Here is a 15,392-nt window from a genome sequence, read left to right on the forward strand (position 1 = left end):
CAAATTAGCACCGCCTTTAAACTAGTAATACTATGCTTACATCTTTGTTTTACCAGCAATGTTGGTTACTTTTACTGAGCCAGAACCATCAGTTAGTAACTCAAAGTTTGCTGCGGTATCAACGCGAATGCTGCCCGAACCATCTGAAACGACAACATCACCCGAAATATCATTTAAGTCGATACCGCCTGAGCCATCGTGCACTTCAATATTACCCTGTGCGTCGGCAACATCAATATTACCTGAGCCGTCATGAATTTTAATATCACCGCTGATATTACGTGCATCAATGCTACCGGAACCATCATTGATTTCTAATGTACCTTCAATGTCACTCGCTGTAATTGAACCAGAACCATCGTTGATCACTGTATTAGCGACTTTGCTAATAATAATTTCACCATAGCCATCGTGCACATCAACATTAAATGAGCGAGGGATTGCAACGGTTAAATCAATGCGAGTTTGTTTGTTGGTTTGATATTCACATTGACCTGCACTAAGTGCTGCGTTATTGCCTTTGGCTTTAAGGTCTAAGCAGTATTCATCATGAGGCTTTTCTTGATAAATCTCGGCTTTAACGGTCACTTGATCACTGTCACTACCGGTAATGTGTAAAAAACCAGAGCCCGCTTCTACTTTTAAAGCGCTTAATGATGCTGCATCTAGCGTGAGGTTTTTAGTTGCTTGTAGAGGCATTTCACCCCAAGCAAATGTCTGTGCTGATAATAAACCTGCGGCAATGAGTGAGAGTGTTTTTACTGTACTTAACATGGTTCTTCCCTTTCATATATGTGGTGTTATTAGCTTAGTCGCAGGCGCTGATAAAAAAGGTTTAAACTATTTAAAAACTTTTGGGAAAAACCGCTTTACTTCGTTTATTTTTTAACTAAAAAGCTCCTTATCGCTAAAAGCCTGAATACTACCGTAAAAATATACCATTATCTTTTTCTTTTGCTAATTTAAACTTTTTGGCCCCTAAGGAGTAATAATGAAAAAAATAACCTTCCTGAGTGCTTTGTTGTGCACTAGCTTTTTTGTTTGTAGCGAAGAAACAGATACAACCTTAAACGCTTATGCCGCAGGGTACGTCGCCAATTTTACCTGTAGTGCCACATTTAACGCTGGTAAAAGCAAAGATCAAATTGATATTGATGAACTTACCGGTATTTACCCTTTAATCGCAGACACTGTAAAAACACTGAAAGCTAACATTGATACTGAGCACAAGCGAGTTATTGTTGATTACGATAAAGATAAACAGCGTATATCGGTGTGGCGGCCTCGTTTAGGTTGTGTTGATTTACCCGTAGGGGCAAGCCTTCAAGCTGCAACACTCGTGCAAGCACCGTTTAAAGAAAATTTAGCCTACCAAAAGGATGATGGTAAGCCTTGGCAAACGTTAAATGGTGTTAATAAAGCTACGGGTAATAAGGCGCTTGATGAGGTTATTGCTCAGGCTTTTACTCGTCATTATGGTGAAGGCGCACGCACTTCAGCAATTTTAATAGCAAGCCCTCAGGCGATTTTAGCAGAGCAATATAAAGCAGGCTTTTCCCCAGAAACCGCACAGCGTACTTGGTCTGTTGCAAAAAGTATTGGCGCGAGCATCGTTGGTGTGGCGGTAGCGCAAAAGCGACTTGATGTTACAAAGCCTGCGGGGCTTGAAAGCTGGTCTCACCCGCTTGACCCTCGTGGCGAAATTACCCTTGAAAACTTGCTTCATATGGCATCGGGCTTAGACAGTAATAAAGCGGGCAATCGTACGGATCGTGTGTATATGGGTGGCGGTTTAGTGTCTGACACTGCAACACATACTGCGTTAGAGGTAAAGCCAGGCAGTCGCTGGAAATACGCCAATAACGACACCATGTTAGCGCTACGTGCCTTACGAGAAACGTTCAACGATGAGGCGAGCTATTTGCGTTATCCGTATGACAATTTACTCGATAAAATCGGTATGCAGCACACATTTTTAGAGTCAGATTGGCAAAGTGACTTTATTTTGTCATCGCAAGTGTGGACTACTTCAAGGGATCTTGCTCGCTTAGGGCTATTACACCTCAATAATGGCCGCTGGCAAGGGGAGCAAATATTACCAAAAGACTGGTAAAGTTATATTAGTGAACCAGCCCCTGCTCAACCCCCAGAAACGGCACCGGGATACGGCGCACAGTGGTGGCTTTATAACGAACGTTTCCCTGAGTTACCAAACGACACTATTGCAGCGCGAGGCAACCGTGGTCAATATTTGGTGATTATTCCAAGCGAGCAGTTAGTGATTGTAAGGCGAGGGTACGACCTTGCAGGGCTTAAAGGCTTTAGTGAACATGACTTTACCCGTGATGTTTTAAAAGCACTGGGTAGATAAGAGTGGATTTAAGAAACACTAGAAAAAGATGCACCTAAAAAGGTGCATCTAACTGAACATCATTTACTTATGGCGGCCTTGTAAACAGCTCACCACATCAGCCAATGATAGGCCTTGGCGCTGTAATAACACAGTTAAGTGATACAGTAAGTCTGCCGATTCATTGGTTAATTCATCGTTATCATGTTTCATGGCTGCAAGGGCAACTTCAACACCTTCTTCCCCCACTTTTTGGCAACTACGGCTTAAGTCTTTTGCAAATAAAGACGCTGTGTAGCTTTTGCTTGGATCATCGTCTTTACGCGAAACAATCACTTGTTCAAGCTCAGCTAAAAACGATAAGCTAGGTTTAGCATCATCGCCAAAACAGCTTTGTGTACCTAGGTGGCATGTTGGCCCAAGTGGGTTTGCCAGTACTAATAGTGAGTCGTAATCGCAGTCGGTGTGTACTGAAACGACTTCAAGGTAGTTTTCTGATGTTTCGCCTTTGGTCCATAAACGCTCTTTAGAACGCGAGTAAAAGGTTACTTTTTGCTTGTCGAAAGTGGCAGCTAATGCATCTTGATTCATAAAGCCTTGCATTAAAATTACCCCAGAGCGTGCGTCTTGCACGATAGCTGGGATCAATTCGCTTTTGGCAAAATCGACTTGAGAAAGAGTGTCTTTGGTTAATTGCATAGTCTTGCCGCTACATTATTATCGATTAAAAATTGTTTTAGTTCGCCAATATCAATGACGCTCTTGTGAAATACGCTGGCAGCGAGCGCGCCATCAACTTGGCTTTGTTGAAATACATCAACAAAATCTTGCATCGTCCCTGCGCCACCTGAAGCAATCAGAGGAATATCGCACAGTGCACGCATTTTTGATAGCTGAACATTGTCGTAGCCTTTACGCACGCCATCTTGGTTCATGCAGTTGAGTACAATTTCACCAGCGCCTAGGTCTTGCACGCGCTTAACCCATTCTTCGGTTTTGTAGCGAGTACGGCTTGATGCATTTGGGTCGCCAGTCAGCTGGTACACTAAATACTCGCCAGTGTTTTCATCATAAAAGCTATCAATACCCACAACCACGCATTGTTTACCAAACTCATCGTGTAACTCTTTGATAAGCTCTGGGCGAGCAATTGCAGGGCTATTAATACTGATTTTATCTGCACCACGTTCTAAAACACGTGCTGCATCGGCAACAGATTTAATGCCGCCTGCCACACAAAATGGAATATCAATGTGGCGTGCAATATTCTCTACCCAATTAACATCAAGTAGGCGTTTTTCGACGCTGGCACTGATTTCATAAAACACTAGTTCATCCGCACCGGCATCGCTGTATGCCTTAGCAAGCGTTAAAATATCACCAACCACTTCATGGCCTTTAAATTTAACACCTTTAACGACTTGGCCGTCTTTTACATCTAAACAAGGGATTATGCGTTTTGATAACATGCTAGCGCCTCCTCAACATTAAAGGCACCATCAAGCAATGATTTACCTAAGATAACACCGCCAACGCCAAGTTTCTTCAGCTTTGCAATATCATCCAGTGAGCTTACACCGCCTGAAGCTTGAACTTTAATCTTGCTGTTGTGGTTGGTTAAATCTTCATAAAGTGCAAACGAAGGACCAGTCATGGTGCCGTCTTTACTGATGTCAGTACACAGAAAATCAACCACACCCAGTGCCACGTAAAAATCAACAAGTTCGAACAAACCAAACTCAGATTCACTTAACCAACCATGTGTTGCGGGTGCCCAGCCGTTGTCAGTTTTATTAACATCTAGTGCGATAACAAAGTGAGAGCTGCCAAATTTTTCAATCCACGCCTTTACTTGTTCGCGCTTTTCAACGGCCATTGAGCCGATCACGACTTGATTAGCACCGGCTTCAAGCCAGTCAGCAACATCTTGCTCTGAGCGAATACCACCGCCCACTTGATAAGGCACATTAAGCGCTTTGGTTGCAGCTTGAATATGCTGCCACTGTTTTTTATTTGGATCGCGCGCGCCTTCTAAATCAACTAAGTGCAGTTTGCCTGCGCCGCTGTTTGCGTACTCTTGTAAGCGTGCGCCAAGTTCGTAAGGGTAAAATTGTGCTGTATCATACTTACCTTGGTATAAGCGCACAATTTGGTTTTGTAATACATCGAGTGCTGGAATAATCACGTTTATTTCTCTTATTTTTTGCTGCGCTTACAGCTGCCAATCTAAAAAGTTTTGTAAAAGTCGCGTGCCTACTTTGGCGCTTCGCTCAGGGTGGAACTGCATGCCTGCGTAGTTATCTTTGGCAACTATCGCTGAAAAAGCTTGCCCGTATTCACCGCTAACTAGGGTGGCATCGTTTACTGTGTGAGCAAAGCTATGCACAAAGTACACTTGATCTTGCGCTGATAACCCTTTGGTAAGGGCATGCTCTTTTAACACGCTTAGGTCATTCCACCCCATGTGCGGTGAGGTTAATGTACCCACATCTAAGTGCTTAACAATACCTGGAATTTTGCCAAGGCAATCAACGTTGCCTTCTTCAGTGCTGTCGCAAAGTAATTGCATACCTAAACAAATGCCCATCAGCGGGCGCTGATATTCATCAATTGCTTGCTGCCAACCACCGTCTTTTAGGCGTTTCATGGCAACAGAAGCATGGCCTACGCCTGGTAAAATAGCACGTTCAAAGCCTTTTAGTTGCTCAGGTGAGGTGATCACCTCAGGTTTTTCGCCCAAGCGTTCAAAGGCAAAACGAACAGAGTTAATGTTGGCACAACCGGTATTAATTATGGCAATCATAAACACCCCTTAGAGCTTGCTGTTTGTTGTGAAGCATCTTTTGCAATCGCAGCGCGAAGTGCTCTTGCAAACGCTTTAAATAGACCTTCAACTTGGTGGTGACAGTTACCATCGCTAACCGACAAAATAAGGCTCATGGCGGCATTATCACTTAAGCTTTTAAAGAAGTGTTCAACCATTTGCACGTCTAAGTCGCCCACTTTTTCACGGCTAAAATCGGCGTTTAATACAAATGAGGCACGGCCTGATAAGTCAATTTGCGCTTCTGCTTTGCATTCATCCATAGGGAGTGCAAAACCATAGCGACCAATTTGCGTTTTTGTTCCTAGTGCTTGTTTAAGGGCAAGGCCAAGTGCAATGCCGATATCTTCAACTAGGTGGTGCTCATCAATGTGTAAGTCGCCAGTGGCTTGAATATTAAGTCCGATATTGGCGTGTGTACGAATTTGGTCAAGCATGTGGTCGAAAAAGCCAAGGCCAGTGCTAATTTCGCCATTTTTTGTTTGGTCTAAATTAACTTGCACATCGATTTGCGTTTCTTTGGTATTGCGAGTGACACGGCCTTCACGGTTCGCGGTTGTCAGCTTAGTGACAATGGCACCCCAACTGCCATCATACAAAATACCTTCGCAGCATAAGTTATTAGCAAGTCCAATATCAGTTTGGCGATCGCCAATCACAAATGAGCGCGCTAAATCAACTTTACCCGAGCGCATCAGCTCAGTAAGTAAACCAGTTTTTGGTTTACGGCAGTCACAATTTTGTTCATCAAAGTGAGGGCAGATCAGAACTTCATCAAATTTAATCCCTTGGCTGTTTAAGATATTCATCATCTTGTCTTGGGCAATATCAAAATCAGCGGTCGGGAAGCTATCAGTGCCTAAACCATCTTGGTTTGAAACCATCACAAGGCGGTAACCTGCCGCTTGAAGTTGTAAAAGAGCAGGGATCACATTCGGCAAGAACACTAATTTTTCTAGGCTATCAACCTGTTTGTCGGTGATAGGCTCTTCGATAATCGTGCCATCGCGGTCAATAAATAAATACGGGTTGCTCATGATAATTCCTGTTCTACTGTATTGCTGGTCAGTGATAAACCATCTAACCAAATTTTTACTTGTTCTAGTTCTTGCTCGTTACCGATAGAAATTCGTAACCAATCATTTTCGCCATATAAAGTAAAGGCACGCATCACGAGTCCTTGCTCAAGTGCGATATTAAATGATTGTTTGTCTTTTAGTTTTAAGGTGACGAAGTTACCTTCACCGCTCAGTACTTTGATAACAGCAGGTGATTGCTCAAGCCAGCTTTTCAGTTTGGCTTTTAAGCTATTTAGAATAGTCACCTGACGGCGCATTGAAGCGATGTTGTCGCTACTTAATGCATCTGCGGCAATGCTCGCAACCACCGTTGATACAGGGTAAGGCGCAATCACTTTACGAATAGGCGCAAGTAGCTCGCTGTTGGCTAATGTGAAGCCTGTTCTTAAACCCGCTAGTGCAAATGCTTTTGATAAAGTCCTTAGTACCACAAGGTTACTAAACTCGTTGATCAGGCTTGCCGCTGTTTGTTCTGGGCAAAATTCTATATAAGCTTCATCCACCACGACAATCGCTTTACCCGCAAGTTGCTGGGTGATTTTTCTAATTTTGTCTAGGCTTGTCATGCTGCCGGTAGGGTTATTTGGATTACAAATAAACACCAGCTTTGAATCAGCAACCGCAGTGACAATCTCATCAACTGTGCCTTTTAATAACAGCTCTTGAGTTAAACCGTTAATCGCAATGTTGTGGGTATCAGCAGTGACTTTGTACATGCCGTAAGTTGGCAAAAAAAGTGCAATGCTATCTTTAGCAGGGCTACAAAAAGTACGTACTAATAGTTCAATACCCTCATCAGCACCGCGAGTCATCAGTACTTGCTCTGGTTCTAAATTAGCATAGCAAGCGTAACGATTGATCACTTGCTGAGGCTGCGGATCTGGGTAGCGATTTAAATCTGCTAAATTGATATTTGGCGTACGTGAATACGGGCTTTCATTGGCATTTAACCACGTTGTGCCTGTCAGCTTTTCACTTTTCGCCGAACTATAAGCTGTTAGCGCTGCAATGTTATCTGGCAGCAGCGTTGTTATTTTTGAATTATCGCTCATTGTTCATAGCCTCAAGACGAATTGAAACAGCATTAGCGTGAGCATCAAGCCCCTCTGCTGCAGCTAAAGGTAAAATTGCTTTAGATAATTCACGTAAGCCATTTTTACTGATGGTTTGCACTGTGTAAGTTCTAAAGAAGTCCAGTAAGTTTAAGCTCGAATAGGTCGCACTGTAACCATACGTTGGTAGTACGTGGTTCGTGCCAGATGCATAGTCTCCGGCAGACTCCGGAGTGTAATCACCCACAAATACTGAACCGGCATTTTTTACTAAGCTTAAATAAGGCTGCGCATCAGCAAGCTGTATAATAAGGTGCTCAGGACCATATTGAGCAGACACCGCAAAGGCTTGCTCAACCGAGTCCACTAATATCAAGCTTGAGTTAGCAAGGGCTTGCTCGGCAGTGTCTTTACGACTTAATTTTGCTAGCTGCTCTGTTAATGCTTGCTGTGTTTTTTCAATAATCCGTTCGCTGTTACACAGTAAAATAACCTGTGAATCTGCACCGTGCTCTGCTTGCGATAATAAATCTGCCGCAATAAACTCTGGGTTTGCACGCTCATCAGCAATCACTAGCACTTCAGAAGGGCCTGCAGGCATATCAATCGCCATGCCCGGAATAGTTTGCGCAACAAGTTGTTTTGCCATGGTGACAAAGCTATTTCCCGGGCCAAAAATCTTGTTCACTTTAGGCACTGACTCTGTACCGTAAGCCATAGCTGCAATCGCTCCGGCGCCGCCACTTTCTACAATGGTTTTAATACCACATAGTTTTGCCGCATATAAAATGGCAGGGTTGATAGTTTCATCGGCTTTTACAGGTGTAGTTAGTACAACGGTTTGTGCACCACTTAACTGTGCAAGCACCCCTTGCATAATCACTGACGATGGCAATGGTGCACTGCCACCAGGTACGTAAATACCTACCGCTTCTATGGCTTGATATTTAAGTTCACATAACACGCCAGGTTGCGTGGTTAACTTAATGTCTTTAGGTAATTGTGCTTGGTGAAAGCGTTTAACATTGGCATAGGCCGTTTCGATGGCGGCTTTTAACTCGTTTGATAATAACTGCTCAGCTTGGTTTATTTCTTCAACTGGCACTAATAAGCGAGGTGTTTTGCGCTTATCAAACTCTTTTGCCATCTTTAATAACGCTGCGTCACCTTGTGTTTTAACTGCATTTAAGATGTCGATGCAAATTGCTTCAACCTCTTTACTTGCAGTAACAGCAGGGCGGGTAAGTACCGCCTGCTGTGCTTGTTGATTTTCCTCATTCCAGCGAAACATGGATAATTACTCCATCATTTTTTCAATTGGCATAACAAGAATTGAGTTGGCACCCAGTGCTTTTAACTGCTCCATAGTTTCCCAGAAAAGGGTTTCGCTGCTAACCATGTGTAGTGCAACATAATCTTCGCTACCAGCAAGCGATAGTAAAGTCGGTTGGCCAGTACCCGGTAGTAAGTCGCACACTTCATCAAGCTTGGCTTTTGGTGCGTGTAGCATGATGTATTTACTTTCTTTTGCTTGGCGTACACCACGTAGACGCGGCATTAGCGTATTGATTAAATCAAGTTTGCTTTGATCAGTAAGGTCTTTGTTTTGAATTAAACATGCATTTGATTCTAAGATGGTGTCGCCTTGCATTAAGCCATTAGCTTCTAAGGTTGCACCGGTAGACACTAGGTCACAGATTGCATCAGCTAAACCGGCACGCGGAGCAACTTCAACAGAGCCCGTTAACATGACTGTGCTTGCGTTAATGCCTTCGCGTTTTAGATATTGGCTTAAGATTTCTGGGTAAGTAGTGGCAATGCGTTTACCTTCGAACCAGCTTTTATCTTGCGGGCCAAGTTCTTGCGGCCATGCAAGTGCTAGGCGGCAGTAACCAAAATCAAGTTTAGAAAGTTTATTCACTTCGAATGCCACACCTTGGCGTTCGCGCTCGGCTTGTACTTCAACAAGTACGTTTTCACCAACGATACCTAGGTCACACACACCGTCCATAACAAGGCCCGGAATATCGTCATCGCGTACACGAAGTACATCAATTGGCATGTTGGTAGAGTGTGCGATTAAACGTTGTTCACGAAGATTTAATTTAACACCAAGTTGTTTTAGTAACTCTTGGCAGTCTTTTGATAAGCGGCCGCCTTTTTGGATGGCGATTCGTAAACGGTTGGTATTGCTCATTATTCATTTTCCTTTAATTCAAAAACTAAAAACCCCGAGGGAACCTCAGGGCGAAAATAAATAATTTGGTTGATTGCTCGCCAGAGGTTCCTTTTAGGAATAACCTCTCAGCGAAAAACCTGACAGGCTATTCCGATGAATGATGGTGATGATGGATAGTTGTCAGATTGAAGCGCATAATTTTTCCTGTGTTGCACTCGTTTGTGTAAACCAGTGCGTAAATCTGTTTAAATAAGTTACGCATATAGATAAACATGCTTTGCTAATCTTTGGCAAGCATTTTTTTGCGAAATTAAAGTATATGCTATAACTGCCGATAATAAATGGATAGATAGGAGGTACATATGGATATCATGATCCCCTTTTTAGGGCGTATAACTCGCCTACAGCTTGAAAGTAAAGGTGCGTTTCATATTGCGGGAGTAAAAGACGCGAACGTGCAGCGAATTGAGCTTGAAAAGCGACAAAAGCGAGAGATTGAGTTACGAAAAAAAACAGCCCAAAAAGCGGATAAAAATAATAAAAACACCACCGAAGAAGATGAAGAAGGCAATCAGCATCTCGATACGTGGGCATAGCGAATTTTTCTCGTCTACGGTCTTATTTAGTAACTAAAAAGTTAGCTGGTGGTGGTCGTATGTGCAAGAAGCGTAAAAAGGCTCGATAAACGAGCCTTCATGGTTTAAAGCAGTGCTTAATTTTTCGCTTCTGCTGATTGAATACTACTTTGGATCAGCGGCGATATTGTTAAGCCTTGTACGATAATTGAAAAAATCACCACCACATAGGTGACTATTACGATTAAATTGTGAAGGTCAGAGCCTGCAATCATCACTTGATCGCGTGGGATAGCTGCAGCCATAGCTAACGCTAAACCACCCCTTAAGCCTCCCCAAGTGAGAATTTTCACTGAGTGCTTGTCGTATTGACGGTATTTTTTAAAGAACACAAACGGTGCACCCACACTTACAAAGCGTGCCAGTAGCACCACAGGTACCATAAGTAAGCCAAGGCCAATCTCTTCAAGAGTAATAGGCATAGTGACAATGAGCATACCGATGATCAAAAACAGCAAGGCATTTAAAAAGCTATCGGTGGCATGCCAAAAGTCTTTTACGTAGCGAGTATCTTCAGGCCCTGTGCGTTCTGTTGCTTTTGAGCGAGTGATATTACCTAGTAAAATCCCACTTGTTACCATCGCCAGTGCACCTGAGATTTCCCAAATGTTTGCAGCAGCAAAGCCAGCGGTTGGAATGGTCAGGGTTAGTAGCAAACGAATGTTCACATCGCGGCTATTAATAATTAAAAAATGTCCGACTAAAGCAATTACTAAACCAAATACAATGCCACCAATTGCATCAACTAAGAATAGCTCGGCAACATCGGTAAAGTTTGCTTCTGTACCATAAAATGCAACTGAAAATATAGTAGTAAAAATCACCAAACCAATACCATCATTAAACAAAGACTCACCTTCGACTTGCACAGAAATACCTTCTGGGGCTCGCATTTGTTTAATAATGGCTAACACTGCAATCGGGTCGGTTGGGCTGATTAATGCACCAAATAATAAGCAGTAAATAAATGGCACCGGCCAGCCAACAAAAGCAAATAAGTAGTAGCTTAAGTAACCAACGATGACCGTGGATGTAATGGTTGAAAATAACACTAATGCGGTTATTTCCCAGCGTTGTTTACGAAGGGCTGCTAGGTTGATTTCAAGTGCACCTGCGAACAGTAAAAACCCGAGCATGCCTTTTAATAGCAACTGATTAAAGTTGATACTAGAGACTATTTGGGTCATTTCGAGGGCGGTGCTATCACCGAGCATTTTAACGGCAAGTATAAGCAGTAAAGAAATAACAACAGAGCCTGTTGTTATAGCAATTGTGGTTTGCATTTTGAGGATATATTGGTTAGCAAAAGCAATAAAAATAGCTAATGCTGAAAGAAAACAAATGAGGTACCAAGCATTCATTGTTTGACCTTAAATATTTGTATAACAAGACGCAGAAAGTTGTCACTTTCTGGCCGCATATGGTACGCCTCTATCTCATGTATGTCACAGTGTTTATGCGATTTTTATGATATTTTAGAGTAAAAGTTCAGATGGATGATTGCAATTGTATAATTGCTGTTAAAAATGTCTCAAAAGAGACAAAATAAACCTGATTAAAAGTACGCTGAGGATTAGTTTAGCTAGGTCAATCAACTTTTTTTAATTGCGTCGATTCCTGACTCGTATTAATAGCCCTTATTGGATAAGGGATCACAATTCCTTCTTCAGCGTAACGCTTGTGCAGTGCCTTAATAAAAGCAGATTTTACCCAAAATCGATTGAAGTATTCTTTTGCTCTTAGCATCACGGTAAAATTGATGCTTGATTGATCAAAGGTATGAAATACCACAAATGTATCGTAGTCAGCCACGCCCCATTTATGACTTTTTAAAACCTGCCTTGCTACATCCAGTGTCACTTGTTCAACTTTTTCTAGGTCCGACCCATAATGAACACCCACTTCAACAGGTACACTGAGCTCTTTTTCGGGGTAAAAGTAATTAATGATGCGTGATTTAGACAGCTGACTGTTTGGGATGACTATCATGTTATTCGGCAACATTTTTACCCAAGTTGAGCGCCAACCAATCTTCTCGACAAGGCCTTGGTCGCCACTTTCAAGCTCTATAAAGTCACCCACCCGAATCGGTTTATCAATCACCAACTGAACGCCAGAGAAGAAGTTTTCAAGTGTAGGCTGCAAAGCGAGTGCAACAGCAAGAGACGTAATACCAAGTGATGCAATTATAGGTGTGATTGATATACCCAAAGTACCCAATAAAACCAGCAGGCCAACACATACAATTACACAGCGTATGAGTCCTTTAATAATGCTATGACTATTCGATACCATTGCTGAACGCGCACTATAATAATCAACTGTGCCAAATAAAAAATGATCTAAAAACAATATAAACGCAATAATGCATATTGTTTTAGCAGTGGTTGAAATAGGCAAGGGGTGCTCTGTCATAAATCCGGTAACACTTAATAACTGCCCAAATATGATCACAAGCACCATCATTGTGCACAAGGTAAGCGGAGTAATAAGTGAGTCTACAAGTAGTGAATCGAATACAAAGTCTGTTCGTCTTGTCCATTTCTTTAAACAGTAAACAATTAAAAACCTTATTATAAACAAGATAATAGCAGCTAGGGTTGTGCCACCAATTATTAGCAACCATGGTTTGTTTACCCATTCGCTTTGCGACAGCTCGCCTAACATAGTTAATCCTATAAGCTAAAGTCTGTGTCGTCGTTGCAATTTATGTACCCAGCTTTAAAGTGCTCAACGAACAGGAAATGAATGGGGAGCTGATTAAACAAAACTAAGAAATAATCAATAAAAAAGGGACTGATGTAGTAAATTTGTTAACGATCTGTAATTATTTTTTTACAATTTCACGCCGATTCTAAGCTTTATCTATCATGTCTTTTTGTTAACCTACTAAAAAATAAGCACTTTAAAGAGATCTTGTAATTTCAATTGTTAATTTATTGTTTAATTTTTGTTTTCTTTTTGATCGCGCTAGGCTGGTTAGCAATCGGGAACGTGTGTAACCCGATTATTAGGAAAATATTAAATAACAATCTAACGGAGCGTAAACGTGAATTTATCAAAACTCACAATAGCTACTCTTGCTGCTTTGGCATTAGCTCAAGCAACAAATGCAGAAGCTGCAAATAAAAAATATCTAAACAAGCAAACAGGTATTAATAAGGCATTACAGACTAATGCTGCATCAGTATTAATGTCTAATCCGAAACATTTAATTGGTTTGGAAGCTGGAAATGAACTAACTGTTTTAAAAGAAATAAAAAGCAATAACGGTACGACAACCCGCCGTTACCAGCAAATGTATAAGAATATCCCAGTTATTGGTGATACAGTTATTCTTACCTTTGATGATGCGGGGCAGTTAAAAACAGCACATGGTGCTGCGGTCTATGATATTGCTTCAGATATCGGCTCTGTTTCACCTGCTTTACCAAAACAAAAAGCGCTAGCGCATGGCCTTGCTAATTCAGCCGTTGCAAAAAAATCGTCAGGCCTAGAGAGACACAATGAGCAGTCTCGTTTAGCTATTTGGCTTGATGAGAATAGCGTTGCGCATTTGGTTTACGAAGTGTCATACGTCACTTATGGTGAAAACCCGTCTCGCCCTTATCAAATTATTGATGCGAATACTGGTGAAGTACTCTTTAGTATGGATAACCTCCAACATGCAAGTGCAACAGGCCCAGGCGGTAATTTAAAAACGGGTAAGTACCTCTATGGCAGTGACTTCAGTAGCCTTGATGTTTCTCAGTCGGGCAACACATGTACGATGAATAACGCCAACGTAAGAACGATTAACCTCAATGGCGGCACGAGTGGTTCTACGGCTTATTCGTTTACGTGCCCTGAAAATACCTTTAAAGAAATTAATGGTGCATATTCACCACTCAATGACGCACATTATTTTGGTAACGTTATTTTTAATATGTATAACGATTGGTTAGGTACTGCACCTCTAACTTTCCAATTAAAAATGCGTGTTCACTATGGTAACAATTACGAAAATGCATTTTGGGATGGCAGTGCTATGACCTTTGGTGATGGCCAAAATACGTTTTACCCTCTAGTAAGTCTAGACGTATCAGCTCATGAGGTGAGTCACGGCTTTACTGAGCAAAACTCAGGACTTGTTTATTCTGGTAAATCGGGTGGTTTAAACGAAGCTTTCTCTGATATGGCTGGTGAAGCCGCTGAGTTTTACATGAAAGGCTCAAATGACTGGTTAGTTGGTCAGGAGATCTTCAAAGGTAATGGCGCACTTCGCTACATGAATAATCCAACTCAAGATGGTAGCTCAATTGATCATCAAAATGATTACTACTCAGGTATGGATGTTCACTACAGCTCAGGCGTATTCAATAAAGCATTTTATAATCTTGCAACGACATCGGGTTGGGATACGCAAAAGGCATTTGTGGTTATGGCACGCGCTAACCAACTTTATTGGACAGCAAGCACTAACTGGGACCTTGCAGGTAATGGCGTTATGGATGCGGCATGTGACTTAAACTACGATCCTGCCGATGTTCAAGCAGCGCTTGCTGCGGTAGGTGTTAGTTCAAGCTTAAGCGCAGGTAGTAGCTGTGGTGGTACAACTGAGCCACCGACTGACGAAGCGTTAACAAATGGTGTTGCGCGCACAGGGATTAGTGGCGCAGCCAAAGAACAGCTGTTCTTCACTTTAGATGTTCCGAGTGGTGCTACAAACCTGCAATTCAATACCACAGGTGGAAGTGGCGATGCCGATCTGTATGTAATGTATGGCTCTAGACCAACACTTAACAACTTTGATTGTAAGAGTACGTCATCTACTAGCACTGAAAGCTGTGCGATCAGTAATGTACAAGCAGGCACATACTATGTGATGGTAGAAGCATGGAACCAAATCTCTGGTGTGTCTTTAACAGGTAGTTTTGATAATGGTTCAGGTGGAGTGACACCTATCAATCGTACAGAATCAAATGTGAGTGTTGCATCAGGTAGCTGGACACGCTTCACACAAGATTTAACGGCGGGTTATTCATCACTGGATGTCACTATTTCAGGTGGCACTGGCGATGCAGATCTTTACGTTAAGTTTGGTTCGCAATCAACAACTTCTAGCTATGATTGCCGCCCATATAAAAATGGTAACAGCGAAACGTGTACCTTTACCAATCCTCAAGCAGGCACTTGGTATATTGACTTACGTGGTTACAACGCAGCGAGTGGCGTAACACTCTCCATCTCGGCTAATTAGCCAATCATAAAAAGGGAGCATTCGCTCCCTTTGC

General features: G+C 42.2%; 14 protein-coding genes. 3 read left to right on the forward strand and 11 right to left on the reverse strand.

All coding sequences use genetic code 11. From position 1 onward, the window contains the following. Positions 1-36: 36 nt before the first annotated feature. Positions 37-774 carry a hypothetical protein gene (locus tag LY624_RS18075; protein WP_341804713.1) on the reverse strand — a complete coding sequence of 246 codons (738 nt, stop codon included), beginning with the start codon at positions 772-774 and terminating at the stop codon, positions 37-39. A 217-nt stretch (positions 775-991) separates the two neighbouring features. Here LY624_RS18075 and LY624_RS18080 point away from each other — a divergent pair, with 217 nt between their 5' ends. Continuing rightward, on the forward strand, positions 992-2,113 hold the full coding sequence (locus tag LY624_RS18080; protein ID WP_341804714.1) for a serine hydrolase domain-containing protein: 1,122 nt from the start codon (positions 992-994) through the stop codon (positions 2,111-2,113). A gap of 321 nt (positions 2,114-2,434) precedes the next feature. Here the strand turns inward: LY624_RS18080 and hisIE are convergent, their stop codons facing one another. Genes hisIE through hisG form a run of 8 tightly spaced genes read right to left on the reverse strand, consistent with a single transcriptional unit; the run spans position 2,435 to position 9,502 of the window. Then, positions 2,435-3,049 carry a bifunctional phosphoribosyl-AMP cyclohydrolase/phosphoribosyl-ATP diphosphatase HisIE gene (gene hisIE / locus LY624_RS18085; RefSeq protein WP_054552013.1) on the reverse strand — a complete coding sequence of 205 codons (615 nt, stop codon included), beginning with the start codon at positions 3,047-3,049 and terminating at the stop codon, positions 2,435-2,437. Further along, complete coding sequence (gene hisF, locus LY624_RS18090; RefSeq protein ID WP_341804715.1) at positions 3,040-3,819, reverse strand: imidazole glycerol phosphate synthase subunit HisF; 780 nt, start codon at positions 3,817-3,819, stop codon at positions 3,040-3,042. The genes hisIE and hisF overlap by 10 nt, the downstream gene beginning before the upstream one ends. Continuing rightward, positions 3,801-4,535, reverse strand: a complete 735-nt coding sequence (locus tag LY624_RS18095; RefSeq protein WP_341804716.1) for a 1-(5-phosphoribosyl)-5-[(5-phosphoribosylamino)methylideneamino] imidazole-4-carboxamide isomerase — start codon at positions 4,533-4,535, stop codon at positions 3,801-3,803. Before LY624_RS18095 ends, hisF begins: the two co-directional genes overlap by 19 nt. 27 nt (positions 4,536-4,562) lie before the next feature. Continuing rightward, the gene (hisH, locus tag LY624_RS18100) at positions 4,563-5,153 is read right to left on the reverse strand and encodes an imidazole glycerol phosphate synthase subunit HisH (protein WP_237118978.1); all 591 of its coding nucleotides are present in this window, start codon (positions 5,151-5,153) and stop codon (positions 4,563-4,565) included. Beyond that, positions 5,150-6,211, reverse strand: coding sequence for a bifunctional histidinol-phosphatase/imidazoleglycerol-phosphate dehydratase HisB (gene hisB, locus LY624_RS18105; protein ID WP_341804717.1), 1,062 nt, complete (start codon positions 6,209-6,211; stop codon positions 5,150-5,152). The genes hisH and hisB overlap by 4 nt, the downstream gene beginning before the upstream one ends. Then, a complete protein-coding gene (gene hisC, locus LY624_RS18110; protein ID WP_253039112.1) occupies positions 6,208-7,305 on the reverse strand; it encodes a histidinol-phosphate transaminase in 1,098 nt (365 codons plus the stop codon). Before hisC ends, hisB begins: the two co-directional genes overlap by 4 nt. Next, complete coding sequence (gene hisD / locus LY624_RS18115; RefSeq protein WP_341804718.1) at positions 7,295-8,596, reverse strand: histidinol dehydrogenase; 1,302 nt, start codon at positions 8,594-8,596, stop codon at positions 7,295-7,297. Before hisD ends, hisC begins: the two co-directional genes overlap by 11 nt. 6 nt (positions 8,597-8,602) lie before the next feature. Continuing rightward, entirely contained in the window at positions 8,603-9,502 is a 900-nt protein-coding gene (gene hisG, locus LY624_RS18120) for an ATP phosphoribosyltransferase (RefSeq protein WP_341804719.1), read from the reverse strand. A gap of 344 nt (positions 9,503-9,846) precedes the next feature. On the opposite strand from hisG, the gene LY624_RS18125 reads away from it, so the two are divergent. Further along, complete coding sequence (locus LY624_RS18125) at positions 9,847-10,080, forward strand: hypothetical protein (RefSeq protein WP_062568088.1); 234 nt, start codon at positions 9,847-9,849, stop codon at positions 10,078-10,080. Between the two features lie 116 nt (positions 10,081-10,196). Here the strand turns inward: LY624_RS18125 and LY624_RS18130 are convergent, their stop codons facing one another. Both LY624_RS18130 and LY624_RS18135 read right to left on the reverse strand, forming a co-directional pair. Beyond that, positions 10,197-11,480, reverse strand: coding sequence for a cation:proton antiporter (locus LY624_RS18130; protein ID WP_237118973.1), 1,284 nt, complete (start codon positions 11,478-11,480; stop codon positions 10,197-10,199). A gap of 226 nt (positions 11,481-11,706) precedes the next feature. Further along, entirely contained in the window at positions 11,707-12,786 is a 1,080-nt protein-coding gene (locus tag LY624_RS18135) for a mechanosensitive ion channel family protein (protein ID WP_341804720.1), read from the reverse strand. Between the two features lie 382 nt (positions 12,787-13,168). On the opposite strand from LY624_RS18135, the gene LY624_RS18140 reads away from it, so the two are divergent. Further along, complete coding sequence (locus tag LY624_RS18140) at positions 13,169-15,358, forward strand: M4 family metallopeptidase (RefSeq protein WP_341804721.1); 2,190 nt, start codon at positions 13,169-13,171, stop codon at positions 15,356-15,358. The last annotated feature ends 34 nt before the right edge of the window (positions 15,359-15,392 follow it).

This window comes from Pseudoalteromonas sp. N1230-9, from assembly GCF_032716425.1.
GTDB lineage: Bacteria > Pseudomonadota > Gammaproteobacteria > Enterobacterales > Alteromonadaceae > Pseudoalteromonas.

Bases quoted from the DNA above. Each gene is read 5' to 3' on its own strand.
- hisH (WP_237118978.1), bottom strand. From the start codon at position 5,153: ATGATTGCCATAATTAATACCGGTTGTGCCAACATTAACTCTGTTCGT.
- hisD (WP_341804718.1), bottom strand. From the start codon at position 8,596: ATGTTTCGCTGGAATGAGGAAAATCAACAAGCACAGCAGGCGGTACTT.
- LY624_RS18135 (WP_341804720.1), bottom strand. From the start codon at position 12,786: ATGTTAGGCGAGCTGTCGCAAAGCGAATGGGTAAACAAACCATGGTTG.
- LY624_RS18080 (WP_341804714.1), top strand. From the start codon at position 992: ATGAAAAAAATAACCTTCCTGAGTGCTTTGTTGTGCACTAGCTTTTTT.
- LY624_RS18130 (WP_237118973.1), bottom strand. From the start codon at position 11,480: ATGAATGCTTGGTACCTCATTTGTTTTCTTTCAGCATTAGCTATTTTT.
- hisC (WP_253039112.1), bottom strand. From the start codon at position 7,305: ATGAGCGATAATTCAAAAATAACAACGCTGCTGCCAGATAACATTGCA.
- hisF (WP_341804715.1), bottom strand. From the start codon at position 3,819: ATGTTATCAAAACGCATAATCCCTTGTTTAGATGTAAAAGACGGCCAA.
- LY624_RS18125 (WP_062568088.1), top strand. From the start codon at position 9,847: ATGGATATCATGATCCCCTTTTTAGGGCGTATAACTCGCCTACAGCTT.
- LY624_RS18075 (WP_341804713.1), bottom strand. From the start codon at position 774: ATGTTAAGTACAGTAAAAACACTCTCACTCATTGCCGCAGGTTTATTA.
- hisIE (WP_054552013.1), bottom strand. From the start codon at position 3,049: ATGCAATTAACCAAAGACACTCTTTCTCAAGTCGATTTTGCCAAAAGC.
- hisB (WP_341804717.1), bottom strand. From the start codon at position 6,211: ATGAGCAACCCGTATTTATTTATTGACCGCGATGGCACGATTATCGAA.
- hisG (WP_341804719.1), bottom strand. From the start codon at position 9,502: ATGAGCAATACCAACCGTTTACGAATCGCCATCCAAAAAGGCGGCCGC.